Genomic DNA, 24,226 nt, shown 5'->3' with positions numbered 1-24,226 from the left:
CCTAAATAACTCACTACAAAAAGCGAAGGAGCGAGCAAGCTCACCCCCTCCCCCGAGGCCCGCTACGCTATGGCCTCGGAATAACAAAAAATTTTATTTCCCCCTGTTGGGGAAAATCAGCAGAGGAGCTCACTACGTTCGCGAGCTCCTCGCCTCGCCGCTGCGCTATGGTCGGCGAATAAATTGATTTTCTATTTCGCCTTTTAGCGGAAAATAAGGAGAGGAGCGAGCAAGCTCACCCCCTCCCCCGAGGCCCGCAAGCGGCAGCCGCGCTAAGTCAACCAGCCGCTCACAGGCTCGCGGAATAACAAAAATTTTATTTCCCCCTGTTGGGGAAAATTTGGTTTATTCCCACTCAATCGTTCCCGGAGGCTTTGAGGTGACGTCCAGAACAACACGATTCACCTCAGCAACCTCATTCGTAATCCGGTTAGAAATCTTCGCCAGCAGGTCATAAGGCAGGCGTGACCAGTCAGCAGTCATCGCGTCCTCAGAAGAGACCGGGCGCAGCACAATCGGGTGACCGTAAGTACGGCCATCACCCTGCACGCCCACGGAGCGGACGTCCGCCAGCAGCACCACGGGGCACTGCCAGATCTCCTCGTCCATGCCAGCGGCAGTCAGTTCCTCACGCACAATCAGGTCAGCAGCGCGCAGGATATCCAAGTTATGCTTATTGACCTCACCAATCACACGGATACCCAGGCCGGGGCCGGGGAAAGGCTGACGGGCAACAATTTTCTCGGGAACACCCAGCTCACGTCCGATAGCGCGGACCTCGTCCTTAAAGAGGGTGCGCAGGGGCTCAACCAGCTCAAACTGCAGGTCATCAGGCAGACCGCCCACGTTGTGGTGGGACTTAATGTTGGCAGCGCCCTCGCCACCGCCGGATTCAACAACATCGGGGTAGAGGGTACCCTGCACCAGGAACTTGATGTCGGTGCCCTCAGCGCCAGCCTCTTCAATCAGCTTGCGCTGGGCAGCTTCGAAGGAGCGGATGAACTCGCGGCCAATAGCCTTACGCTTAGCTTCAGGCTCAGTAATACCGGCCAAAGCGCCCAAGAAGCGCTCGGACTCATCAATGGTCACAACCTTGATACCCATGGTTGAAGCGTAGTCCTGCTCAACCTGTTCGCGTTCGCCCTCACGCAGCAGACCGTGGTCGATGAAGAAGCAGGTGAGCTGATCGCCCACAGCCTTGTGAACCAGGGCTGCGGCAACAGATGAGTCAACGCCACCGGACAGGGCGCAGATGACCTGGTCATCACCAACCTGCTCACGGATCTTAGCAACCTGCTCTTCAATGATGTTGCCGGTAGACCAGGTCTTCTTCAGACCCGCTACGTTGAAGAGGAAGTTCTCCAGGGCAACCTGGCCGTAGTCGGAGTGCTTAACCTCGGGGTGCCACTGCACGCCACCGAACTTGCGCTTCTCATCAACGAAGGCTGCAACGGCTGCGCCGGGGGTCTGGGCCAGTACCTCGAAGCCTGCGGGGGCTTCAGAGACAGAATCGCCGTGGCTCATCCAGACGTTCTGGGTCTTGGGGGTACCGGTCAGGAAGGAAGAGTTCTCTGCACAGACCACGGCGTCGGTTGCGCCGTATTCGCGCAGGCCGGTCTTAGCGACGGTACCGCCCAAGGTCTGGGCCATGACCTGGAAGCCGTAGCAGATACCGAAGACGGGTACGCCAGCCTCAAACATGGCGATGTCGCCCTTGGGGGCGCCATCCTCGTATACGGATGAGGGGCCGCCAGACAGAATAATTGCAGCCGGGTTCTTGGCGAGCATCTTCTCGGTGGGCATGGTGTGAGGGACCAGCTCCGAGTAGACACCGGCCTCACGCACGCGGCGCGCGATGAGCTGCGCGTACTGGGCGCCGTAGTCAACGACCAGTACGGGGCGCTCTTCGAGCTCCTCGATGGGGTTGTGGGTAGTCACAGGTATATACCTTTTCGGTTGGGGTTGAAGGGTAATCCTTGGGTTCTATTCTAGTGCAGGGAAGCGCTAGACCTAGTAACGTTTGGTGGCCTGCGGGTTAGCATCAAGCAGGGCGAGGGTTTCTGCGTAGATGCGGCGCTCCACGATGAAGGACAGGAAGGGCACCACACCGCCCAGGGCCATGACGATCATCTGGGGCAGGGCCCAGCGCATGAGCAGCCAGAGGCGGAAGCAGGAGAAGAGGTAGAAGACGTAGAACCAACCGTGAACAATCAGGATCCCGGTAGAGATATTGACTCCCCCGTGCAGGTTGCCGGTCTCGAGGTTCAGCCAGCCCAAGGCCACGGTTTCACCGGTTTGGGCGTCTACGCCACCGGCCACCAGGTCGTAGCCGAAGATGTAACGGCTGATCATTTCGGCAACCAGTAGCAGCAAGAAGGTACCTGAAATCCAGGCGCACCACTTGTAGATGGTCAGGGCCCCGCGAATCTGGGATTCGGTTCCGCCGAATTTCTTGCGAACGGTAAAACCGCCTGCGGCGTTGGTTTCGGTGGTTCCCTCAGCGAGGGTTACTTTCTTGCCATCGGTACGGTGGACGGGGCGCGGAGTGGGGTTCTCGCTCACAGCTGGTTTCTCCCTTAGCTGGTGTGGGTGGTCGGTTTCTGGTGGGCGGACGCCGGTGGGCCAGCTAGCCCCTACCGGGCAGGTGGGGCGGGGCGTCCTGAATATCATCAAAGTAGTAGTAGGCCTGGTCAGCCGGGTCCCAGTAGTAGGGGCGGCCGGTTTCTTCATCGACCCAGTACTGCCCCTCGTATTCGAAGTAGAGGGTGGGGTCTGTGGTTTTTTCGACTGAGTCCTTGAGCAGGCGATACCAGAGGTAGAGGGCAAAGCCTGCGAAGACCAGCCATTCTAGAGCGTAGAAGATGTTGAGCCAGTCGACGGTGTCATCGGTGACCTGCTGTGCACGAATGGGCTGTAGAGCTCCGCTGCTATCGAGCAGGGTGGCGGTCTCGGCGATAGTGCCCTGGTCGGTCAGCGGGGTGGCCCCTGTACTTTCAGAATCGAGAGTGAGAATGCCGTTGAAGAGGGCAGCGTTCCAGACGTTGGTCAGGTAAGAGGAGTTGGCGGAGGCAAGCACTCGGCCCTTCCCTCGGTTCTCTTCGCTGACGTCCTTGCTGGTGAGCGGGGCATCGTTACCCACAACCCGCCCGGCGATGGTCACGGTGCCGGTGGGCTCAGCGGGAATCTCCGCGGTGGGGGTCCAGGCACGGGCCACCACGATACCGCGGGGCCCCTCCCCCAGGCTGGTGCTGACCTGCTGGCTGTCATCAGGCACAAAGAGGCTGACCAGCCAGTAACCTTCAGCCCCGTCTTTGAGCTTGTTTTCTACCAGGTAGGTAGAGCCCTGCACGTAGCTGCCGGTAGCTTCCACAACTGTATCGGCCTCGGTCATGCTCAGCGGGTCATGGGGCTGGAGCACCTGACTATAGGGGCGCACCACGTCCTTAGCCGGGTCTGCAGTGACCTGCCCCAGGGTGGAAGCGTTAATTTGCCATTTGCTGAGCATCACAAAACCGCTAGCCAGCGCCAGCACCAGGAGCAGGCCAAGGAGCCAGCGGGGGGTCAGGGCGGTTTTTAGCACGTTTGCTCTTTTCAGCGTGAAGTGGGCGGACGAAAGCAGGTCAGCCCCGCGCGCCTAGGAAAGCTAGGTGCACGGGGCCGGGGGCATCATCTACTTGACGTAGGGGGTGACGTTGACGTCGATGCGCTGGAAGGACTTGAGGTCGGTGTAACCGCAGGTTGCCAGTGCTCGCTTGAGGGCGCCCACCAGGTTAGCGCTACCGTCGGTGTGGGCTGAAGGGCCGTAGAGCACCTCTTCTAGGGAGCCTACGGTGCCCTGGTAGGTGCGGATGCCGCGGGGGAAGTCAGCTGAGTGAGCTTCGTTGCCCCAGTACCAGCCAGCACCGGGTGCCTCGGCTGCACGGGCCAGGGGCGCGCCAATCATGACGGCGTCCGCGCCCATCGCCAGTGCCTTGACCATGTCGCCGGAGCGGCCCAGGGAGCCGTCCGCAATCACGTGCACGTAGCGACCACCGGACTCGTCCAGGTAGTCAGAACGCGCAGCAGCGACGTCGGAAATCGCGGTGGCCATGGCAGCCTGGATGCCCAGGCCGCGGCGGGTGGTCAGGGCAGCACCGCCGCCGAAACCTACTAGCACACCGGCAGCACCGGTACGCATCAGGTGCATAGCCGGGGTGTAGCCGGTCACGCCACCGACCATGACGGGGACGTCGAGTTCGTAGATGAACTTCTTGAGATCAAGGGGCTCGCGGCGGGATGAAACGTGCTGGGCAGAGACCGCAGCACCGCGAATCACGAAGAGGTCAACGCCAGCCTTGACCACGGTCTGGTAGAACTCCTGGGTGTTCTGGGGGGTCAGTGAGCCTGCGACAATGACACCCGAGTCACGAATCTCTGCCAGGCGGGCAGTGATCAGCTCAGCCTTGATGGGCTCAGCGTAGATTTCCTGCATGCGACGGGTGGCGGCGGGGGCATCGTCAGCGGGCAGGGCGTTGATTTCCTCGAGCAGGGGCTGGGGGTCCTCGTAGCGGGTCCACAGGCCCTCAAGGTTGAGGACGCCGAGCCCACCAAGCTTGCCCAAGGCAATGGCGGTAGCCGGTGACATCACAGAGTCCATGGGGGCACCGATGATGGGGGTGTCGAACTTGAACGCGTCAATCTGCCAGCTAAGGTTCACGTCATGGGCGTCGCGGGTACGGCGGGTAGGTACCAGGGCGATTTCATCGAGTGAGTAGGTGCGACGGGCGCGCTTGGACATACCAATCTGGATATCGGTCATGGATCTTCCTTTCACCGGTGGTAGACCGGTTGATGCAAACGAGCGTGGTAACGTTCGGAAGCCCCGGCCCCTCACCGCAGGGGCGAGAGAACCGGGGCTGGCCGCTACAGTTTAGCGACGGTAGTTGGGGGCCTCGACAGTCATGGTGATGTCGTGGGGGTGTGATTCCTTCAGACCTGCTGAGGTAATGCGTACGAACTGGCCCTTGTTCTTGAGTTCTTCAATGGTGTGGGCACCGACGTAGAACATGGTCTGGCGCAGGCCACCTTCCAGCTGATGCAGTACGGAGGACAGGGGGCCGCGGTAGGGTACCTGGCCTTCAATGCCCTCGGGAATCAGCTTCTCTTCGGAGGACACGTCGGCCTGGAAGTAGCGGTCCTTAGAGAAGGACTTCTTGCCGCCGCGGGACTGCATAGCACCCAGGGAGCCCATGCCGCGGTAGGCCTTGAACTGCTTACCGTTGACGAAGATGAGGTCGCCGGGTGATTCAGCGGTGCCTGCCAGCAGGGAGCCCAGCATCACCGAATCCGCACCCGCCACCAGGGCCTTACCGATTTCACCGGAGTGCTGCATGCCGCCGTCCGCAATCAGGGGAACACCAGCGGGGATAGCAGCCTTAGCTGACTCATTGATAGCAGTAATCTGGGGCACGCCAACACCGGCAATAATGCGGGTGGTGCAGATGGAACCGGGGCCAACGCCAACCTTGACCGCATCGGCACCGGCGTCGATGATAGCCTGGGCGCCAGCGCGGGTAGCAGCCTGGCCACCCACCACATCAACGTGGGCTGCGGCAGGGTCCTTCTTCAGGCGGGCAATCATATCGAGCACGCCCTGGGAGTGGCCGTTAGCGGTATCGACGAAGAGGGCATCAACGCCTGCCTCAACCAGGGTCATGGCGCGCTCGTAGCCATCGCCGAAGAAGCCGATAGCAGCGCCAACGCGCAGGCGGCCGTCCTCATCCTTAGTGGCGCGGGGGTACTGCTCGCTCTTGGTGAAGTCCTTGACGGTAATCAGGCCGGTGAGCTTGCCGTCCTTGTCGATCAGGGGCAGCTTCTCAATCTTATTTTCTGCCAGCAGGGCGAAGGCTTCGTCCTTGCTCATGCCCTCGTGACCGGTAATGAGCGGCATCTTGGTCATGATGTCGCGCACGTGGGTGGTCTCAAAGGTGGACTCGGGCAGGTAGCGGGTGTCGCGGTTGGTGATGATGCCGACCAGTACGTTGTTCTCGTCCACGACGGGAAGGCCCGAAACCTTGTAGTGGCCGCACAGGGCATCGAGCTCGGCGATGGTGGCGTCGGGGCCAACGGTCACAGGGTTGGTGATCATGCCCGATTCGCTGCGCTTGACGCGGTCGACGTGGTCGGCCTGGTCAGCGATGGAAAGGTTACGGTGAATCACGCCCATACCGCCCAGGCGAGCCATGGCGATAGCCAGGGCTGACTCGGTCACGGTGTCCATCGCTGCCGAGATAATCGGTGAGGCGATGGAGATGCGCTTGGTCAGGCGGGTGGTGGTGTCTGCATCTGACGGGATGACGTCGGTGTTGCCGGGCAGGAGCAGCACGTCATCGTAGGTGAGGCCGGTGAAGCCGAAGGGGTCTTCGCTCAGTGCAGTGGGAGTAGTCATGAAGGGTTCGCTACCTTTCGAGGGTATTCAGGTGGGCGCTTAGCGACACTGGTTTTAATCTTAGTCGGGTTAGCCCCGATGCGCGAGCGTAGGGCCCGGGCAGCTACCTGTCGCTTGCTCACATCAGGGGTTTCGTCCCTGTTCGTACTGGGTGAAACCCCTCCCCCGCCGTTTCTATTCCACAGCCTCGTAGGGGGCGCTTCCGGCAGGTATTACTTGGCTATGTGCCTGCGAGCTAGCATCAGCTTTGCCCAGGGCTTCGAGCACGCGCGGGTCGAAGTAGGGGCCCAGGGTTTCGATATAGGTTGCGGTGATGTGGTCGTAGTCGAAGTAGGTGTAGATATTACCGATGGACGCCGGGCAGGCGTTCTCGGGGCAAATCAGGTCAGAGAGGTTGAGGGCAGCAAAACCCGGGTAGGTTTCTTCGAGGGAGCTGAGGGGGCTGGCGGTGACGTCCTGGCCGGGGCTCATGACGCAGTCGTCCGCCGTGCCGAAGGCGTCCATGCAGTCCTTGTGCATGGTTTCCATGCGCGGGGTGTCACGCATGCCGATGACCTGGGTTCCGGCTGCGGTGAGCTCGGCGATGCGGGTCTCGGCATCGATGAGCGGAGCATCTGGCAGGTTGGGTTCTGATTTGGTGCCGTGGAGCAGGACGGTATCTGGGGCCAGGCCCTGGATAAAGGCAGCACTGTCGCTTGCCCAGGAGTCACATTCAAAGCCTCTGGCGTAGGCCGCGTTGTCGGTTTCACCGAGGAAGCAGCCGGGGCGGGTGAGGGCAATGACCGACCAACCTTGGGCTTGAGCAAGCGGACGCACAGCCGTCATCCACATCTGCATGTGGGAGTTCCCCCAGGCCACAATGGTTCGGGTGGGTTGGGGTGAGTAGGCAACGTAGGTGCAGTCCCCGGCCAGGGAGTCGGGGACGGCCAGCTCGGGGGTCACGTCGGTGCAGGCGGTGCCAAGATCGGCCCAATCGGCATCGAGCACAGCGCGGATGGGAATCACGGGGACGTCCTCTTCCCCCGCGTACTCGTAATCCGGCTGTAGGACGGCGGCCCCCACATTATTGAGGGTGCGGTTTGCCTCTGCCTGCTCAGCCTGCCGGTAGATGGAGGACTGCCAGGCGTAGGAGGGAGCAAGAGCAAGACCCACGCACACCGCACCAGTGACCAGACCCGCAAACACAGACCGGTTGGGTAGCGCCCAGTCCCGCAGGGGCTTTTCGACCAGCTGGGTTAGAGCCCAGGCCAGCACACCCGACAGAAGAAGCAGGCCAAGCCCAGCCCAGAAACCCGCCTTTTCCTGACGAGTCTGCGCCAAGTAAAAGACTAGGATTGGCCAGTGCACCAAATAGAGGGCATAGGAAAAACCGCCCAGGGCCAGCAAGGGCTTAGCGGTCAGCAGTTTCTCGGGCCCGAAGCGGGTGCCGCTATCTCCTGCAACGATGACAAGAGAAGCTGCCAGGGTGGGCCACAAGGCTACGTAGCCGGGGAAGGTTCCGTTAACGTCCAGCACGAAGCCGCAGGCAACGATAGCAGCAATACCTGCCCACCCCAGAACCGCGCGTACAAGCGGGGGGAGTTTCAGGACCGGCAACCAGAGGGCTACTAGAGAGCCCAGCGCGAATTCCCAGAGGCGAGCCTCGGTTTCAAAGTAGGCGGCCTGCTGGTTGGTCGCGGTGACCTCAATTGAGTGAGTCAGCGACACCGCAAAAAGGGCAGCAAAGGCACCGGTCAGAGCCCAACGGGCAGAGCCCCTCATGCGCTTACCTAGCAGAAGGGCCAGTGCCACCATCAGCAGGGGCCACAGCACATAAATCTGCCCCTGGACCGACAGGGACCAAAAATGCCGGAAGGGTGAGGCCAGCGAGGTGTCGGCAGCGTAGTAGTCCACGGCGTTTTCAATCGACCAGTTATTGTGCTGGTACAGAATCACGGCCTTGGCCTCGTTAGCTATCGAGAGCCAGCGCTCAGCCGGGATAAAGAAATAGGTACCTAACAAAGTAAGTGCCACGGTGAGAGATGCCAGGGGCAGCAGACGCTTAAAGACGTGCACCCAATAGGCCAGCAGGGTTTTTAGACCGAACCAGGTGCCCGGCCCTACCAGCTTGCCCTGCTCTATCTTGCGGGCAAAGGACCCGGTTAAGAGGAAGGCCGAAATCAGCAGGAAGACATCAACACCGCCCGATACCCGACCAAACCAGAAATGGTAGGCAGCCACCAGCAGCAGGGCGAGCGCGCGCAGGCCCTGAATCTCGGGGCGCCAGGCCCGTTCTGCTGAATGAGTGACGGTTGCGATGGTACCTGTGGCTGGTGTGGGCTCGGATGCGGGGCGGGGCACTGCGGTCTACCTCCTTTGCTGGCAATCATCTGGTGCCAGAAAGTCAGTTATTGAAAGGTAACTGGCAGGAAGACACCGAGTTAAAAATCTTACTCCCGGTGACTGAAAATTTGCTTTAAAAAGCAAACCCCTGCCCCTACGGTGTTAGTCACGGTAGGGGCAGGGGTTGTTCTGCCTCAAGTGGCCCGGTAAGGCCTTGAGTGCGGGGACGGGGCCTTTACTTGGCCTCGTCCTCGTCCTTCTCTTCGGGCTTTTCAACAACCAGGGTCTCGGTGGTCAGCACCAGGGCAGCGATGGAGGCCGCGTTTTCCAGGGCTGAACGGGTGACCTTGACGGGGTCGATGACGCCGCGGGCAATCAGGTCCTCGTACTCACCGGTGGCGGCGTTGAAGCCGTGACCGATGGGCATGTCGGCTACGCGGGAGGTGACCACATAGCCGTCCTCACCTGCGTTCTCGGCAATCCAGCGCAGGGGCTGAACCAGGGCGCGGCGGACGATCTCCACACCGACCTGGGCGTCGCGAGAGTCAAGCTCAACGCCGTCCAGGGCTGCCAGGGCATGGACGAGGGCGGTACCGCCACCGGCGACAATGCCCTCTTCCAGAGCGGCACGGGTGGAGGATACGGCGTCCTCAATGCGGTGCTTGCGTTCCTTGGCCTCAACCTCGGTTGCAGCACCCACCTTGATGACGCCCACGCCACCAGCCAGCTTAGCCAGGCGTTCCTTGAGCTTCTCACGGTCCCATTCGGAGTCCACACGCTCAATTTCGGCTCGGAGCTGGTCGACACGCTCGGCAACGGCCTCAGAGGTACCGCCGCCATCAACGATGGTGGTGTTGTTCTTGGTGACGGTCACGCGGCGGGCTGAACCGAGCTGATCCAGGGTAACGGCATCCAGGGAGATACCCAGTTCGCCGGTGATGACGGTGCCGCCGGTGAGGATAGCCAGGTCCTGGAAAATTGCCTTGCGGCGGTCGCCAAAACCGGGTGCCTTCAGCGCTACGACGTCAAGGTTGCCGCGGAGCTTATTAACCACCAGGGTGGAGAGAGCTTCGCCATCCACGTCTTCGGCGATGATGGTCAGGGGCTTCTTAGCCTGAACAATCTTCTCAAGCACGGGCATAATCTCAGCCACGGTTGAAATCTTGCCCTGGTAGAGCAGAATCGCGGTGTTCTCCAGAACAGCTTCGGCGCGCTCAGGGTCAGTCACAAAGGAGGGTGAGAGGTAGCCCTTATCGAACTGCATACCCTCGGTGACTTCGAGTTCAATCTCGGTGGTGGAGCCGTCCTCGATGGTGATAACGCCGTCCTGGCCCACCTTGCTGAAGGCTTCAGAGAGCAGTTCACCGATCTGGGGTGACTGGGCAGAAATAGCTGCTACGTGGGCAACTTCTTCGCCGGTTACCTCGCGGGCGTTAGCCAGCAGGCGCTCTGAGACCAGCTTGGTGGCGGTCTCGATGCCGCGCTTGACCTCACCGGGGGCAGCGCCCGAGGTGACATTACGCAGGCCCTCAGATACCAGAGCCTGGGCAAGGACGGTCGCGGTGGTGGTACCGTCGCCGGCAACATCGTTGGTCTTGGTGGCGACTTCCTTAGCGAGCTGGGCACCCAGGTTTTCGTAGGGGTTTTCCAGTTCAATCTCGCGGGCGATCGACACACCGTCGTTGGTGATGATGGGGGCGCCCCACTGCTTATCAAGCACCACGTTACGGCCGCGGGGGCCCAGGGTTACCTTGACAGCATTGGCGAGCTTATCGACACCTGCCTGCAGGTGCTTGCGCGCATCATCATTGAATTCAAGCTGCTTTGCCATGAATCCTTACTTCTTTCTCGTGTTTCGTGTTTTGTGCGGTAGAAACAGCGAAAACTTAGGAAACGACAGCCAGGACGTCGCGGGCTGACAGGATCAGGTACTCAGCGCCACCGTACTTAACTTCGGTGCCACCGTACTTGGAGAAGATGACAACGTCGCCTTCAGCTACGTCAACGGGGATGCGGTTGCCCTTGTCGTCGATGCGGCCGGGGCCAACAGCGATAACCTTAGCCTCCTGGGGCTTTTCCTTGGCGGTATCGGGGATGACCAGGCCGGATGCGGTGGTCTGCTCTGCTTCGACGATCTGAACAACAATGCGGTCTTCGAGGGGCTTGATAGCCATGGTGAGGTACTCCTTTGAGTGGGTTCTCAGCGTAAAACTTTCGGGGGTGACCATGACGCGCTAAGTAAGCAAGGCCGGTATCGTCGCGGTGCTACCGGCTGCCTTTTAGCACTGTCAGCGGTCAAGTGCTAACTAAAACTTTATTCCCCTCACCCCCGGTGGGCAAGATAAGGCGCAGGTTTCGCAGACAGCGCACCGTCCCGACTCGGACTGTTGTACCCTAAAATACAGGTCGACGTGACTTTCGCCCCGGAAGAAAGGCAACCATGCTCAAACTCATCTTCTGGCCGGTGCTCGTTCCCTCCTTCCTCTTTGCCGCTGGTTTCGGGGCCGTCGTTCCCATCCAGATTCTGGCAGCCATCAGGCTGGGGGCCTCCCCCGAACTGGCCTCCCTGCTGGTAGCCGCCTCAGGCGTCCTGGCCCTCTTCTGCACCGTCCCGGTAGGGGCTACTATCGACCGGGTGGGCGATAAACGCGCCATGACCCTGGCAACCCTCAGCGCAGCCGGTGCCCTCACCCTCTCTCTGCAATCTCCTTGGCTCTGCCCCTGGCTGGGGCACTGTGGCTCTACTTTTTCGCTCATATGGCCCGAGTCCCTGCCACTGTAGCCTGGGGTCTGGCCCGGCAATCGGTACTGGCTGAAACTGTCGACACCCAAGACCGCGGCAAAGCCATGACCTCCCTAGGCGGAGCCCAGCGGGCAGGTGCCCTTGCAGGGCCTCTTCTCTCAGCCCTCCTGCTGATCTGGCTCCCTCTATGGACGGTTTTCCTAGTCGCCCTCCTGCTCGTAGCCTCAGCCACCCTCTGCCTGCGCATCCGTAAGCTCAACCAGCGCTTCGACACCGCCACCAGTACGGCCCGCTCCAACCGCACCGATGAAGATTTAGCCCTGGCTGTCCGCTGGCCGGCAGTGTGGGTAGCGGGACTGGGTATCATCACCCTGGCGGTCGCCCGCGTCACCCAGCCCATCGTCCTGGCCCTGTGGGGCCTGCACCTGGGATGGAGCGACTCCCAAATCGCCCTGGCAGTTGCCCTGAGCTCTGCCCTCGAAATGCTTCTCATGGTTCCCGGCGGCTACCTCAAAGACCGGGTTGGACGCTCCGCTGTCCTCGCCCTCTGCCTCGGCCTTTTTGGGGCCGGCTTCCTTCTCGTCCCTCTAGCGCCCACCAGCGCAGGCTTCATCGCGGGGCTTACCCTCATGGCCATCGGCAACGGTTTCGGAGCTGGCATCAATATGACCATCGGGGCAGACCTCTCCCCCAACGTAGGGCGGGCTAAGTTCCTCTCCATCTGGTCGATGTTCTCCCAGGTCGCCATTGTCGCTGGGCCCCTGGCTATCTCAGGCATCATGCTGGTTTCTTCCCTCCCGGTAGCCTTTACCGCCATCGGTTCCAGCGCCCTCGGCGGTGCCCTCTGGGCTCTGGCCACTCAGCCCATCACCAAGCTACCCACGGGAAGAAGGGCAGATAAGGGGCAGGACGAAGCGCGTTCTGGAACTTAAATTGGTTGGGGACGGGGCGGGGTAGACCCGCTTGCGCCGACTGATCCTCTCGGGCTCGCCCTGGAGGCTCGCCCGATTCACGCCAGACCCAGCCAGTCGGCTTTCAGCGGGTCTTCCCCACCTCACCCTTAAACTAGATACATGACCTCTTTCCCCCGCGCCGGTGCCCAGCCTTTCTCCGCCGACCAGCTAGCAGTCCTAGACCAGCTAGTGCCCTATCAGCCGGCTGATTCCCTCCAAGCCGTCAGCAAGCTGCGGACCCGGGGCTTCAGCGCCGAGGATTCCTCTGCCCTGCTCACCCAGGCCCGCCTGCAGACCCTGGGGGCCACCAAGTTTGGCGTGACAGCTTCGCAGATGCTCTTCACCGAGGCAGGCTATGAGCAGGCAACCCGGGCAGCGGTTGCCGACCACCACGCCGCCCGGTTCCGGGCCGCCGGGCTCACCTCGGTTGCCGATTTGGGTTGCGGCCTGGGGGCAGATTCCCTGGCCTTTGCCCGCGCAGGATTGGCGGTGACATCCGTCGAACTCGACCCGGCCACAGCGGCCCTAACAGCCCACAACCTCTCCCCCTATCCGGTAGCCCAGGTACTGGTGGGCGATGTTGAGCAGGTTGACCTTAATACGCTGGCGACCGTGACCGGCGAGCGCGTCTCTGCCCTCTGGCTGGATCCGGCCCGCCGCGAGGTGGAGGGCGGTTCAACGACCTCCCGAATCTTTGATCCCGAGGCATTCTCCCCGCCTTTCTCCTACTTAGAGAAGCTGGCGGCAACGGGCATCCCCATGGGGGTCAAGCTGGGGCCTGCCCTACCCCACGAGGCGATCCCAAGCGGAGTGGAGGCCGAGTGGGTCAGTCACGGCGGGTCCGTGGTGGAAGTAGTGCTTTGGTTCAACGCCCTGGCCCGGCCCGGGGTTGCCCGCTCTGCTACCGTGCTGGGGGCGGACGCCGTCACCCGGCAGGTCCTGGGCGAGATGACTTCCCCGCTACCGACTATCGCCGATGAGGAGCCTCTTGAGGTAACTGACCTGGGCGCCTACCTGATTGAGCCTGACGGGGCGGTGGTCCGCTCCCACCTGGTCGCGGATTTTGCGCGGACGGTCGGAGCTACCCTGCTCGATGAGAATATTGCCTACCTGACCTCAGAATCCCCCGCGGTTAGCCCCCTGGGCCGCACCTATCGCGTCCTGGGCACCCTGCCCCTGAACGAGAAGAAGCTACGCCACTGGGTCAAAGAAGAAGGAATTACCGCCCTGACCATCAAAAAGCGGGGGGTCGATGTGGTCCCCGAAAAGCTGCGGGCAAGCCTGCTGGCCGGGGTTAAAAAGAAGAAGGGGGCTCCTCACAGAGAATCCACCCTGGTGCTAACCCGACTTGGGCAGGGAACAGATTCCCAGCGGCTAGCTATCTGGGCTGAACCAGCCTGATTTATTACATATATCTCATCGGATTCGTCATAGAGTGAGCCGGATTCTTCTGCGCTAGGCCCTGCCCCTAGGATAGAACCAGCATCGCACCGAGACTTCTGGAGCCAGCGCATGATTTTTCACCCCTCGAACCAGTCCACGATTGGTGTGGAATGGGAGGTCGCCCTCGTCGACCCCGAAACCCGCGAACTGGCTTCACGCGCAGACGAGGTTCTGGCTCTACTCCAAGACCAGCACCCCCGGGTACTCGAAGCAGCAGACGACCGGGCCCACATCACTGGCGAATTTCTCAACAATACCGTTGAACTAGTCACCGGTGTCTGCCGAACCCCCGGCGAGGCGGCCGACCAGCTCTTCCAAGCCACCGGCGTCCTCAAAGAAGTTACCGACCAGCTGGGTCTGGTCTTCTTCTCAGCCGGTACCCACCCCTTCTCACGGGCCCTGGACCAGAAAGTCGTGGATAAGGACCGCTACCTGCGGGTGCTGGATCGCTCCCAGTTCTGGGGCCGCCGCCAGATCATCTACGGAGTGCACGTGCACACCGGAGTGAATTCCCGGGATAAGGCCCTGCCGGTGCTCAACGGGCTCACCAACTTCTACCCCCACCTCCTGGCTCTCTCGGCGTCCTCTCCCTTCTGGGAAGGGGAAGATACCGGCTTTGCCTCCCAGCGGGCCCAGATTTTTCAGCAGCTACCCACCTCGGGTCTCCCCTTCACCTTTGAAGACTGGGGGGACTACGAGGACTACCTCAATGACCTGGTGGTCACCGGGGTTATTGACGATCCCAGCGAAAACCGCTGGGACGTGCGCCCCGTGCCCAAGTACGGCACGGTAGAAATGCGGGCCTACGACGGGCTGGCCTCTATTCGCGACATCACGGCCCTGACCGCCTTTACCCAGTGCCTGGTGGAGTGGTTCTCCCGCCAGCTCGATGCGGGCAAACGAATTGAGCCTCTTAAGCCCTGGCACGTGCAGGAAAACAAGTGGCGGGCTGCCCGCTACGGCACCGAGGCCATCGTCATTCTCGATAACCAGAACACCGAACGCCTGGTCACCGAAGATACCCTGGGGCTTCTCAACAAGCTTGAAAGTATCGCCGCAGATCTAGGATGTTCGGCTGAACTGGCTGACGTGGAGCGAATCTGTTTGACCGGGGCAGGCTACCAGCGCCAGCGTCGTGTCGCCGCCGAAAACGGCGGAAACCTGCAGGCTGTGGTGGACGACCTGACCTCACAAGCTATCAAGGGGCTGTAGACCTTCCGCCCAGTCCCTCGCACTTTCTACGGCTAGAGCGAAATCTTAGTGACGGGCAGGGACGAGTCTGCCGTGAAGTCAATTCCCGACGGCTCCCGCCCCTCAGATACCAGGCGGGCACCCAGGGCCGCTACCATGGCCCCGTTATCGGTGCACAGGCTCAGCTGGGGAATGACCAGTTTGATACCGTGCTCGGCACAGCGCTGGGCAGTCAGTTCACGCAGGCGGGAGTTCGCGGCCACGCCCCCACCCAGCAGCAGGGTGGTGATACCGCGTTCGGTGCAGGCCAGCATAGCTTTCTTGGTAATAACGTCGACCACAGCTTCCTGGAAAGAAGCTGCGATATCAGCAACCGGAACCTCTTCACCCCGGGCCTCAAAGCCCTCAACGACGCGGGCAACAGCGGTCTTTAGACCCGAGAAAGAAAAGTCATAGCGGTGGGGGCCGGGCTCCTCAGCGGTGCCCATAAACTTGCGGGTTGACAGGCCCCGGGGGAAGGCGAAAGCCGCCCCGTTGCCGTCCTTAGCAACCCGGTCAATTACCGGCCCACCCGGGTAGGGCAGACCTAGCAGCCGGGCCACCTTGTCGTAGGCTTCGCCGGCGGCATCGTCCAGGGTGGCGCCCAGCAACTCAACGTCCCCGGTAATGTCGCGCACGGCCAGGATTTCGGTGTGCCCACCGGAGACCAGCAGGGCGCCAATTCCCTCACTCGGCAGGCCGTCCAGAAAATCAGCGGTGTACCCCTCAATCCCGCAGTCATCGAGCAGGCCCACGCCCACGTGGGCAACCAGGTGGTTGATGCCGTAGAGGGGCTTGCCGGTAGCGGTAGCCAGTGCCTTAGCGGCAGAGACCCCCACCATGAGGGCACCGGCCAGGCCGGGGCCTGCGGTCACGGCAATAGCGTCCAAATCATCCAGGCTTACCTGGGCTTCGTCCAGGGCTGCTTGAAGGGCCGGGACCATGGCGTCCAGATGAGCGCGGGAAGCAATCTCAGGGATGACCCCGCCAAAGCGCACATGCTCGTTCATAGAGGACGAGACGGTGTTGGTCAGCAAGGTTGAGCCCCGCACAATGCCAATGCCGGTTTCGTCGCAGGAGGACTCAATACCCAGCACCAGGGGTTCGGTTTTAGCGGTCATGGCTGGTTTCTCCTTGCTAGGCGGTCTGTTGGGTGAGGTCGCGGCGCATGATGAGGGCATCGACCCCGTCGTTGTAGTAGCGGCGGCGCACGTGAATCTGCTGGTAACCGTTTTTCAGGTAGAGGTCCTGAGCCCGGGGGTTATCGGCGCGTACCTCCAGTAGTATCTGTTCAGCGCCGCGGGCAGCCGCTTCGCGGGCCAGAAAATCGAGCAGAGCCCGCCCGTAGCCGCGCCCCTCGTAGGCGGGGGCAACAGCGATGGTTTGCACGTCGGCGGTGTCGGCTACGCTCATGAGCCCGGCATAACCGATAACCTGCGGACCGGTTTCTGTAGGTATCTCCAGGACGACATATCCCCGGGTTTCGTGGGTGATTTCGGCAAGGAACATGTCCAGGGGCCAGGCGTCGGCCGGGAAGAGGTCGAGTTCTAGGGTATGGACAGCTGAGATATCGTGCAGGGTCATTTCCCTGGCTTGAGCCCCATCGGCCAGCCCCGTGGGAAGGTCAGTCAGTAGCATTAGGCGATGGCCTTCTTACGGGCGGCCGGCACCTTGGCATCGGATTCGCGCAGGTAGAGGGCGCTCGTATCAGTGCTGAGATTGGCCAGGCCCAGGCGGGCAGCGGCTGCCAGCAGGGCGGCGGCGTCCGGCTGGGTATGCTCAAAGCCGGGCTGGGCATCCAGGGACTCCGGGTAAAGGGAGGTCCCAAACCCGTAGGCAGGCAGGGCGGGGGCCTCGCTGGCCGGGCCGACGGTGGGGCCACTCTCCAACTGGTAGCCGCTCTCGGTTAGTTCATAGACAGCCGAGTATATTTCCTTGCGGCGGGCATCTGAGGCGACAAGAAAACGGGTATGACCGGACGCCCGCGCGGCACCTTCCGCGCGTTCTGCGAGGGCGGTAAGACTCATGATTCCGTAGAGGGGCTTGTTCCAGGCAAAGGCCAGGGAACGGGCGGTGACGATGCCGGCGCGTAGGCCGGTAAAGGGGCCGGGGCCGGTACCGGTTATCACAGCGTCAACATCTTGGCCCGTTACTCCAGCTTCAGCCAATACCTCGGTAACGAAGGGAGCCATCACTTCGGCGTGAGAGCGGGTATCTTCGGTTGACCGTGAAGCGAGCAGGGTCAGAGTTTGCCCGTCCAGGCACCCCAGGGCGACAGAAGCAATAGCGGATGAATCAAGAGCAAGAATAAGCACCCCACCAGTCTAGCGTGTTTAGGCTCAAAGGCTTGATACTCGGCGTTACGGGCTCGCGCTCGCTGCGAGCCCGTGACGCCGCTGTCCTTCAGCCTACTTGGAGTGGCAATGTTTCCGTAGTGGGTTTTCTCGAGGGGAGCGTAGGGGCCTGCAGGAAGCTGGCTCGGGGCTGGCGTTTAAGGGTGCTTCCAAAGGCCCCTATGCTCCCCCTACACGAGTCAGATGTTCCGCTAATTCATCCCAAGCATTTTCCCAGCGGGGCCCGCTCCCGATGAGGCGGAGGCGGCGTGGTTCGGGGGCTCCGTCGTCCTCGTCTTCTTCTTCCCAACTGCCGGGGGCGTAGAGGGCGTAGGGGTCTGTTTCGGCCAGGTCTGCGCCTGTCACCCGGGTAAATTCCAGATCGAGAATAGATTCTGAGAGGTGTTCGGCTTTGTCACGGCCCCATTCGATGACGGTGACGGACCGGTCTAGGGAGTATTCGAGGTCGAGGTCGTCGAGTTCTTCTGAGCTGGCGAGTCGGTAGGCGTCAACATGAACAAGGTCGGGGCCGCCGGGGCGGGGGCCGTCGGGTAGATTGGGGTGGACGCGGGAGAGGACGAAGGTGGGTGAGATGACGCCCTCACGCACGCCGAGTCCTTCGCCGAGGGAGCGGGTGAAGGTGGTTTTGCCGGCTCCCAGTTCGCCGGTGAGAATCAGGACATCGCCCGAGGTAAGCAGGGGCGCTAGGGCCAGGGCGATGGCACGGGTGTGCTCGGGGCCGGTGATTTCGAGGTCAAGGACGCGGTCGGTCACGGTTTACTGCTCGCTTTCGGTGTCGCGCTGGCGCCAGGATCCGCCGACGCTGATGCGGGTGACGCGCGGGGATATGCGGGTTACGATTTCGTAGTTAATCGTTCCGGCGGCTTCTGCCCAGTCGGTGACTGGTGGGTTATCGCCGGTTCCGAAGAGGACGGCGGGGGCACCCAGGAAGCCAGCTGCAGGGTCAGCCAAACCGGGTTCACCGAGGTCTACGACCAGCTGGTCCATGGCGATTCGACCCACCTCCCGGTAGGTTCGGGCCGGGCCAGATACCGGGTAGATACGGACCGGCCCGCCGGTTGCGACTCGGGGAACGCCGTCCGCGTAGCCAACCGGCACCAGGACCAGGGTCGTGGGCTTGTCGGTCACGTAGTTAAGGCCGTAGGAGACGCCTTGGCCTGCGGGGACTTCCTTGACTGCGTTGATGAAGGTTTGCAGGTGCATGACCGGCTTGAGTCCCAGGTCTGCTGGGGTCTGCCCGGGCAGGGGTGACAGCCCGTAGAGACCGAGACCCACACGGACGGCGTCCCGCAGCAGGCCTTCTTCAGCGCCAACGGACGCCGCGCTGAAGGTCGCGGGAGTATTAGCAAGGTGGCGCAGGGTCGGTCGCAGGCCGGCAGAGTGCAGGATGTCTAGTGCCCGGTCGAAGGTCTGGGACTGCTCTGCTGTTTCGGTACGTTCTGGTTCGTCAGCTACTGCCAGGTGAGAGAAGACCCCGACCACCTGCAGCACCCCGTCCTCTTCGAGCTGGCGGGCGGCGGCGGCGAGCGCCGGTAGTTCACTCATGGTCACACCGTTGCGGCCTAGGCCGGTATCTACTTTGAGGTGAACCTTGACCGGCTCGTGCTGCCCACTGGCACGGTGGGCGGTTGCAATGGCGTCAAGTTCCCAGGTGCTTGAGACGCCCAATTCGAGGTTGTCTGTGAGGGCTTGGGAAAAGTCAGTTCGAGGGGTGTGGAGCCAGGCGATAATGGGGGCTGTAACACCGCCGGCGCGGAGTGTGCGGGCTTCTTTGACGTGGACGACGCCCAGGTAGTCAGCTCCTGCCGCCACCGCTGATCGGGCTACGTCGAGAGCCCCGTGCCCGTAGGCGTCCGCTTTGACCACGGCAATGAGGGCGCGCTGCCCGATGAGGGTTTTGATGCGCCGGACGTTATGTTCAACGGCATCCAGGTCGATGACGGCGAGGCGTTCTGCATCTGTGGGAGCGTCAAGGGGCACGAAGCCGTGGGCGTGGTAGAGGCTGTCGATAGACACGGTGTCATCCTTGGGCGTAGGGTCTTTTCTTCTCTAGCTTAGTTGAGTTTGCCGTTAGCGCACCTGCGCTGACGCCTACAGAGCGCGGGCAGATGTGGCAGGGGTAGAGTAGAGGTGTGAGTTTTTCTTTTCCGCTGCACCTGCATATCTTTTCGCTGCATACCTCACCCCTGGCCCAACCTGGATCAGGGGATGCTGGCGGCATGAACGTCTATATTGAGCGTTCTTTGGCGGCTCTTCTTGAGGTCAACCCCCAGCTGACCGTGGAAGTTTTTACGCTGGCAACCGACCGCCAGCAAGCTGGGCAGGTACGGTATCACGAGCGGGCCACCGTTACCGCTCTCTACCTGCCTGAGGCTGAAGGAGCCCGTAAGGAAGATTTACCTGAGCTGGTTCCGGGCTTTGCTATGGCCGTTCGGGCTATAGCGTCGCGACCGCCCCAGCTGGTTCACAGCCACTACTGGCTCTCGGGTCTGGCGGCCCTTGCAGCCTACCCGCAGGTACCGCTCGTTCATACAATGCACACCACCGCAGCTGCCAAAAATGCCCGTCTGGGTGAGGGCGAGTGTCCAGAGCCCGAGGTACGTTTGCGTGGTGAGCAGGCGCTGGTCCGCAGGGCCGCCGCTCTAGTGGTCAATACGGAGTATGAGGCAGCCCAGATGCGCGACTTCTACGGGGCACAAGAATCCCAACTGGTGACGGTAGCCCCCGGCGTTGACCTTTCTGTTTTCTCCCCGCGCGAGGGCGTCCGCCCTCTTCATGAGGGGCAGGACGGTGCAGCCCACCTGGTCTTTGCCGGCCGCCCCCAGCACCTTAAGGGCCCTCATCTGCTGGTTGAAGCCCTCGGCCTACTTCCGCGAGAGCTGAACATTACCCTCGACATCATTGGAACCTCCGGCACAAACTATGAACAGGATTTCGATACCCGAGCAGAAGAGCTGGGACTAGGCGACCGCGTCCGCCTACTTCCCTCGATGCCCACCCCCGACCTCGCCCAGGCTTTCCGAAAGGCCGATATCGTTACCTGCCCTTCATCCTCAGAAACCTTTGGCCTGGTTGCCCTGGAGGCCTCTGCCTGCGGCACCCCGGTGCTCGCCAGCAAGGTAGACGGGCTCAGGGAGGCGGTGGCCGATGGCGCCACCGGCCTGTTGGTAGCCCAGCGGACGCCCGCTGCTTGGGCGGACGCCATCGAACAGCTTGTGAGAGACCCACAGCTTCGACGCACTTTGGGGCAGGCCGGGGCCCGGCGCGCCCACGACTTTACCTGGCAGGCAACAGCCCAGGCCCTTATTCAGCTCTACCAGTCCCTTGCTCGTTCCTAGGAGGAACCCCGTGACCTTTTCCATGACCCGCCCAGAATTCGCAGCCTACCTCGATAAATCCCGGATCACCGGGCAGGTAGCAACCGCCCGTGAGAACAACCTCGCCCATATGCAGGGCTTTGTTGAGGGCAATGAGCACCTAGAGTTCGGTGTGAAGTGGACCAGGGACTGGACCGTCGACGACATCTTCGAGCTAATGGTGCGCAGGGTCGGCACCAGCTCCGACCCCAATCACAGGGAGGGCCAAGACACCATCAGCGCTGATCTCTGTATTGATGGGCTCACCGAATACGCCCGTATCTTCGGTGACGCAGTACGGGCGGGCAAAAGCCTGCTTTTTGCCACCGGCCACCCCGCCGGCCTTTTCCCTATCTACGCCCGTCTTGCAGCAGCAGCCAAAACTCATGGGGCAACCGTCCTGACCATCGAGGAGGGCGACCGTTTTCTTGACGGCGATATCCGCCAAATCTTTGACGTCATTATGTTCGAGCAGTACGGCAACCTGCAGCACACTCACTTCCCCGGCCCTATGCAGCTAGCGCTCGCCCAGCTTCAAGAACGGGGAATTACTCCCGGTCTTGTCATCGCCGACCACGGGCTTGCCGGCTATGCGGCCTCCGCTGGGATTCCGACCATCGGTATCGCCGACTGCAACGACCCCGGGCTTTTTGTATCCGCCGAACAGGGGCAGATTCTCGTCGCGGTGCCCATGGACGATAACGTCACCCCGCACCTCTACGAACCGGTGATCGATTTTATCCTGCATGAAGCTGGACTTACCCACTAAGAACACTCTGACCAGCACTAACAAGTTACTTTCAGCTGAAAGTGTGAAACATATTTCAGGATATCTACCTGCTCTTAAGCCAGCTAACACTGTAGTATTAAAAGCCTAATCGTACAGGTCTGCCCACCTCACTCTCGCACCCGGAGCAGACTCCATCTTTAGGGGAATACACACTAGTGAACGAACAGTACATTGAGGAGCGGTGGGCAGAAACGCGCAACCGCCGCACCTGGCACCCCAAAATTAGGGTTGCTCTCTACCTAGCCGACACTTTGGCTATTACACTCGCTATCACCCTGGCTCATATTGCTAGCTTCGGCTTTCAAAACTCAGAAGTCATGGGACGCACCAACCTGCCTTTAGGATACGTGGGAACAGGTGTAGCCTTTGGTCTTATTTGGCTCTTTGCACTCTCGATTGCCAATAGCCGCAATATTCGCTACCTAGGGCACGGTGTCGATGAATACCGCCTGGTAACCAAAGCAACGACCTATTTCTTCGCGGTCATCGCAATTTTCTCCTACCTGACCAAAATCGATTTTGCCCGCACCTACGTTATCTTGGCCTACCCCATCGGTATGGTCCTGCTTCTTTGCGCCCGCTGGGGCGTGCGCCGTTGGCTCGTCCACTGGCGCAATAAAGGCCGGGCTCTTTCTCGCGTCATGATTATCGGTGACTCAGCCTCAGGCGAGCACCTCTACAAGACCCTCCAGGGGGCCCGTACCTCCGGTCTCTTCCCGGTAGCGGCCTACCTGCCTCGTTCTCGTCCCGGCACCCAGCTCGCTGATGGCGCTATTCCGACCCTTGGCTATTCCCCCGATGCCTCAGAAGTCCTCAGGGTGGTTCGTGAGAACAATATTCACGCGGTGGCGGTTTCTACCGGTCACGGGCTCAATCCCACAGAGCTTCGCCGCCTGGGATGGGCACTAGCTGCTGCCCACGTTGCACTCATCATGGCTCCCGCTATGACCGATATCGCGGGCCCCCGTATCCATACCCAGCCGCTCAACGGCGTCCCCCTGATTCACGTTCATACTCCCCGTATTGAAGGCATGCAGGCCCTGGTCAAGCGGGCTATCGACGTTGTAGCATCGGGCCTTGGCCTGATTTTCCTGGCCCCCTTACTCGTCCCCGTTGCCCTGCTGGTCAAAAAGGACGGCGGCCCCATCTTCTTCCTGCAGGAACGCGTCGGCTACCGGGGTGCCCCCTTCTACATGATTAAATTCCGCTCCATGGTAACCAACGCCGAAGAGCTCAAAAAGGAGCTTATGGACCGGAACGAGGGCAACGGGGTACTCTTCAAAATGGCAGATGACCCCCGCATCACTAAGATCGGTAAGTTTATCCGCAAGTACTCCATCGATGAGCTTCCTCAGCTGTGGAACGTCTTTGTCGGCGATATGTCGCTTGTGGGGCCCCGCCCCCCGCTGCCCTCTGAAGTTGAACAGTACGAAGAGGACGCCTACCGCCGCCTGCTGGTCAAGCCCGGCATTACTGGCCTCTGGCAGGTCTCTGGCCGCTCAAATCTCTCGTGGGAAGAGTCTATTCGCCTAGACCTCTACTACGTTGAGAACTGGTCGGTGATGAGCGATATCGTCATTCTTTTCCGCACCGTCCGCGCGGTCTTCGCTAAGGATGGCGCCTACTAAGGCTCACACACAAGAAGGCCGGTTACCGTCAGGGTAACCGGCCTTTGTTATAGGTCTACTTATCAAGAAATATGGCTACGGCCTCGGGAATATTCTGGGCTACCAGGGTTGGTGGCGTGGGGCCAGAAATCCCTGCTCCGTGCACCAGGTCTGCTGCTAACTGATGTATCTGAATGGCGGCGCCCGCTAGCCTGGCATAGTCAGTTGAGAAGGCACCGGGGGCGGATTCTTCCGCCTGATACCGGGCAAGGAGAGCCCCGAGAATACCGGTGAGGGTGTCCCCGCTACCGGCGGCGGCCAGCCAGTGGTTCTCGCTGGTTATCTGAAAGAGCTCACCGGTGGGTGCGGCTAAGATGCTCGTTCCGCCCTTGAGCAGCACTGTGGCCCGCGTTGCCTGAGCCAGGAGGGTTGCAAAGCTATATGGGTCAGCTTCCACCTGCTCCCGGGTGGGTGGCTCTGTCAATTCGGGATCAAGGGCATGGAGCGCGGATGGCGCCAGAGCCAGAAGCCAGGTCAGGGCATCAACCAGCTCGCCGGCATGGGGTGTCAGAATATGGTGTGACGCCAGCTCTAGCCCATCAGCTACCAGCCGGGCAGCTAGGGAAATCGCCCCTGCGTCAATAACGGCCGGTTGCCCTCCCGTAAGGACGGCCAGAGCCTCAGTTTCTCGTGATTCTCCGGCGATACCTGAGCCAAGGGCCCAAGCGTCTACACGCAGGTTGTCGGCTTCCCCAACACTACATACAGCCTCAGGCACGGCCAGCTGTACCTGGAAGTTCAGGGAGGACGTTCCAGCAAACCGCACCATACCAGCCCCGGTATTGACGGCAGCCCGGGCAGACATGAGGGCAGCACCCGGGTAGGTATCGCTACCGGTCAGCAGACCCAGCACCCCGCGGGTGTACTTATGAGATGAGGCAGTGGGGGAAGTAACGTATTGTTCAACATCCCAGTAGGTCAGTTCTTTTGCTCTGGCCACA

General features: G+C 61.2%; 21 protein-coding genes. 7 read left to right on the top strand and 14 right to left on the bottom strand.

The genetic code is table 11. The features are described 5' to 3' along the window. Window positions 1-345 precede the first annotated feature (345 nt). From guaA to groES, 8 genes are all read right to left on the bottom strand, one after another. Window positions 346-1,938, bottom strand: a complete 1,593-nt coding sequence (guaA, locus tag ACRCJM_RS00585; RefSeq protein ID WP_237210308.1) for a glutamine-hydrolyzing GMP synthase — start codon at window positions 1,936-1,938, stop codon at window positions 346-348. Window positions 1,939-2,010: 72 nt separating this feature from the next. Further along, on the bottom strand, window positions 2,011-2,562 hold the full coding sequence (locus tag ACRCJM_RS00580; protein ID WP_431463389.1) for a DUF3817 domain-containing protein: 552 nt from the start codon (window positions 2,560-2,562) through the stop codon (window positions 2,011-2,013). Between the two features lie 64 nt (window positions 2,563-2,626). Then, the gene (locus ACRCJM_RS00575; RefSeq protein ID WP_431463388.1) at window positions 2,627-3,580 is read right to left on the bottom strand and encodes an SURF1 family cytochrome oxidase biogenesis protein; all 954 of its coding nucleotides are present in this window, start codon (window positions 3,578-3,580) and stop codon (window positions 2,627-2,629) included. A 90-nt stretch (window positions 3,581-3,670) separates the two neighbouring features. Continuing rightward, on the bottom strand, window positions 3,671-4,798 hold the full coding sequence (locus ACRCJM_RS00570; protein ID WP_431463387.1) for a GuaB3 family IMP dehydrogenase-related protein: 1,128 nt from the start codon (window positions 4,796-4,798) through the stop codon (window positions 3,671-3,673). 111 nt (window positions 4,799-4,909) lie between these two features. Beyond that, window positions 4,910-6,427 (bottom strand): IMP dehydrogenase, encoded by a 1,518-nt coding sequence (guaB, locus tag ACRCJM_RS00565; RefSeq protein WP_431463386.1) that lies wholly within the window; start codon window positions 6,425-6,427, stop codon window positions 4,910-4,912. Window positions 6,428-6,601: 174 nt separating this feature from the next. Beyond that, window positions 6,602-8,767 carry an acyltransferase family protein gene (locus ACRCJM_RS00560; protein ID WP_431463385.1) on the bottom strand — a complete coding sequence of 722 codons (2,166 nt, stop codon included), beginning with the start codon at window positions 8,765-8,767 and terminating at the stop codon, window positions 6,602-6,604. A gap of 217 nt (window positions 8,768-8,984) precedes the next feature. Then, window positions 8,985-10,580 carry a chaperonin GroEL gene (groL, locus tag ACRCJM_RS00555; protein ID WP_431463384.1) on the bottom strand — a complete coding sequence of 532 codons (1,596 nt, stop codon included), beginning with the start codon at window positions 10,578-10,580 and terminating at the stop codon, window positions 8,985-8,987. A gap of 55 nt (window positions 10,581-10,635) precedes the next feature. After that, window positions 10,636-10,923: a co-chaperone GroES gene (gene groES / locus ACRCJM_RS00550; RefSeq protein WP_135013045.1), complete on the bottom strand. Its 288-nt coding sequence runs from the start codon at window positions 10,921-10,923 to the stop codon at window positions 10,636-10,638. A 266-nt stretch (window positions 10,924-11,189) separates the two neighbouring features. Between groES and ACRCJM_RS00545 the strand changes: the two genes are divergently transcribed. The 4 genes from ACRCJM_RS00545 (at window position 11,190) to ACRCJM_RS00530 (ending at window position 15,100) form a co-directional block, all read left to right on the top strand. Continuing rightward, complete coding sequence (locus ACRCJM_RS00545; protein ID WP_431463383.1) at window positions 11,190-11,531, top strand: hypothetical protein; 342 nt, start codon at window positions 11,190-11,192, stop codon at window positions 11,529-11,531. After that, window positions 11,507-12,424, top strand: coding sequence for an MFS transporter (locus tag ACRCJM_RS00540; RefSeq protein WP_431463382.1), 918 nt, complete (start codon window positions 11,507-11,509; stop codon window positions 12,422-12,424). Before ACRCJM_RS00545 ends, ACRCJM_RS00540 begins: the two co-directional genes overlap by 25 nt. 141 nt (window positions 12,425-12,565) lie before the next feature. Continuing rightward, window positions 12,566-13,846, top strand: a complete 1,281-nt coding sequence (locus tag ACRCJM_RS00535) for a class I SAM-dependent methyltransferase (RefSeq protein ID WP_431463381.1) — start codon at window positions 12,566-12,568, stop codon at window positions 13,844-13,846. Window positions 13,847-13,957: 111 nt separating this feature from the next. Further along, entirely contained in the window at window positions 13,958-15,100 is a 1,143-nt protein-coding gene (locus tag ACRCJM_RS00530; protein WP_431463380.1) for a glutamate--cysteine ligase, read from the top strand. A 32-nt stretch (window positions 15,101-15,132) separates the two neighbouring features. On the opposite strand, the gene tsaD is transcribed toward ACRCJM_RS00530, so the two are convergent. From tsaD to alr, 5 genes are all read right to left on the bottom strand, one after another. Then, window positions 15,133-16,239: a tRNA (adenosine(37)-N6)-threonylcarbamoyltransferase complex transferase subunit TsaD gene (tsaD, locus tag ACRCJM_RS00525; protein ID WP_431463379.1), complete on the bottom strand. Its 1,107-nt coding sequence runs from the start codon at window positions 16,237-16,239 to the stop codon at window positions 15,133-15,135. A 16-nt stretch (window positions 16,240-16,255) separates the two neighbouring features. Beyond that, window positions 16,256-16,756 carry a ribosomal protein S18-alanine N-acetyltransferase gene (gene rimI, locus ACRCJM_RS00520; RefSeq protein ID WP_431463378.1) on the bottom strand — a complete coding sequence of 167 codons (501 nt, stop codon included), beginning with the start codon at window positions 16,754-16,756 and terminating at the stop codon, window positions 16,256-16,258. After that, window positions 16,756-17,433, bottom strand: coding sequence for a tRNA (adenosine(37)-N6)-threonylcarbamoyltransferase complex dimerization subunit type 1 TsaB (gene tsaB / locus ACRCJM_RS00515; RefSeq protein WP_431463377.1), 678 nt, complete (start codon window positions 17,431-17,433; stop codon window positions 16,756-16,758). Before tsaB ends, rimI begins: the two co-directional genes overlap by 1 nt. A gap of 198 nt (window positions 17,434-17,631) precedes the next feature. After that, window positions 17,632-18,225 (bottom strand): tRNA (adenosine(37)-N6)-threonylcarbamoyltransferase complex ATPase subunit type 1 TsaE, encoded by a 594-nt coding sequence (tsaE, locus tag ACRCJM_RS00510; RefSeq protein WP_431463376.1) that lies wholly within the window; start codon window positions 18,223-18,225, stop codon window positions 17,632-17,634. 3 nt (window positions 18,226-18,228) lie between these two features. Beyond that, complete coding sequence (gene alr / locus ACRCJM_RS00505; RefSeq protein WP_431463375.1) at window positions 18,229-19,488, bottom strand: alanine racemase; 1,260 nt, start codon at window positions 19,486-19,488, stop codon at window positions 18,229-18,231. A 116-nt stretch (window positions 19,489-19,604) separates the two neighbouring features. On the opposite strand from alr, the gene ACRCJM_RS00500 reads away from it, so the two are divergent. From ACRCJM_RS00500 to ACRCJM_RS00490, 3 genes are all read left to right on the top strand, one after another. Continuing rightward, window positions 19,605-20,810 carry a glycosyltransferase gene (locus ACRCJM_RS00500; RefSeq protein ID WP_431463374.1) on the top strand — a complete coding sequence of 402 codons (1,206 nt, stop codon included), beginning with the start codon at window positions 19,605-19,607 and terminating at the stop codon, window positions 20,808-20,810. Between the two features lie 10 nt (window positions 20,811-20,820). Beyond that, window positions 20,821-21,597 (top strand): phosphatase, encoded by a 777-nt coding sequence (locus ACRCJM_RS00495; protein ID WP_431463373.1) that lies wholly within the window; start codon window positions 20,821-20,823, stop codon window positions 21,595-21,597. 176 nt (window positions 21,598-21,773) lie between these two features. Continuing rightward, on the top strand, window positions 21,774-23,246 hold the full coding sequence (locus ACRCJM_RS00490; RefSeq protein ID WP_237204785.1) for a sugar transferase: 1,473 nt from the start codon (window positions 21,774-21,776) through the stop codon (window positions 23,244-23,246). 55 nt (window positions 23,247-23,301) lie between these two features. On the opposite strand, the gene ACRCJM_RS00485 is transcribed toward ACRCJM_RS00490, so the two are convergent. Beyond that, window positions 23,302-24,225: an ADP-dependent NAD(P)H-hydrate dehydratase gene (locus ACRCJM_RS00485; protein ID WP_431463372.1), complete on the bottom strand. Its 924-nt coding sequence runs from the start codon at window positions 24,223-24,225 to the stop codon at window positions 23,302-23,304. Between the last annotated feature and the right edge of the window lies 1 nt (window position 24,226).

The sequence above is a fragment of the Rothia sp. L_38 genome, from assembly GCF_050689125.1.
Taxonomy (GTDB): Bacteria; Actinomycetota; Actinomycetes; order Actinomycetales; family Micrococcaceae; genus Rothia.
The sequence above is the reverse complement of the archived record's forward strand: the minus strand, read 5'-3'. Positions and strand labels throughout refer to the sequence as shown.

Coding starts and splice junctions, on each gene's coding strand:
- ACRCJM_RS00535 (WP_431463381.1), top strand. CDS start 12,566: ATGACCTCTTTCCCCCGCGCCGGTGCCCAGCCTTTCTCCGCCGACCAG.
- ACRCJM_RS00530 (WP_431463380.1), top strand. CDS start 13,958: ATGATTTTTCACCCCTCGAACCAGTCCACGATTGGTGTGGAATGGGAG.
- tsaD (WP_431463379.1), bottom strand. CDS start 16,239: ATGACCGCTAAAACCGAACCCCTGGTGCTGGGTATTGAGTCCTCCTGC.
- rimI (WP_431463378.1), bottom strand. CDS start 16,756: ATGCTACTGACTGACCTTCCCACGGGGCTGGCCGATGGGGCTCAAGCC.
- ACRCJM_RS00570 (WP_431463387.1), bottom strand. CDS start 4,798: ATGACCGATATCCAGATTGGTATGTCCAAGCGCGCCCGTCGCACCTAC.
- guaB (WP_431463386.1), bottom strand. CDS start 6,427: ATGACTACTCCCACTGCACTGAGCGAAGACCCCTTCGGCTTCACCGGC.
- ACRCJM_RS00540 (WP_431463382.1), top strand. CDS start 11,507: ATGGCCCGAGTCCCTGCCACTGTAGCCTGGGGTCTGGCCCGGCAATCG.
- ACRCJM_RS00545 (WP_431463383.1), top strand. CDS start 11,190: ATGCTCAAACTCATCTTCTGGCCGGTGCTCGTTCCCTCCTTCCTCTTT.
- groL (WP_431463384.1), bottom strand. CDS start 10,580: ATGGCAAAGCAGCTTGAATTCAATGATGATGCGCGCAAGCACCTGCAG.
- groES (WP_135013045.1), bottom strand. CDS start 10,923: ATGGCTATCAAGCCCCTCGAAGACCGCATTGTTGTTCAGATCGTCGAA.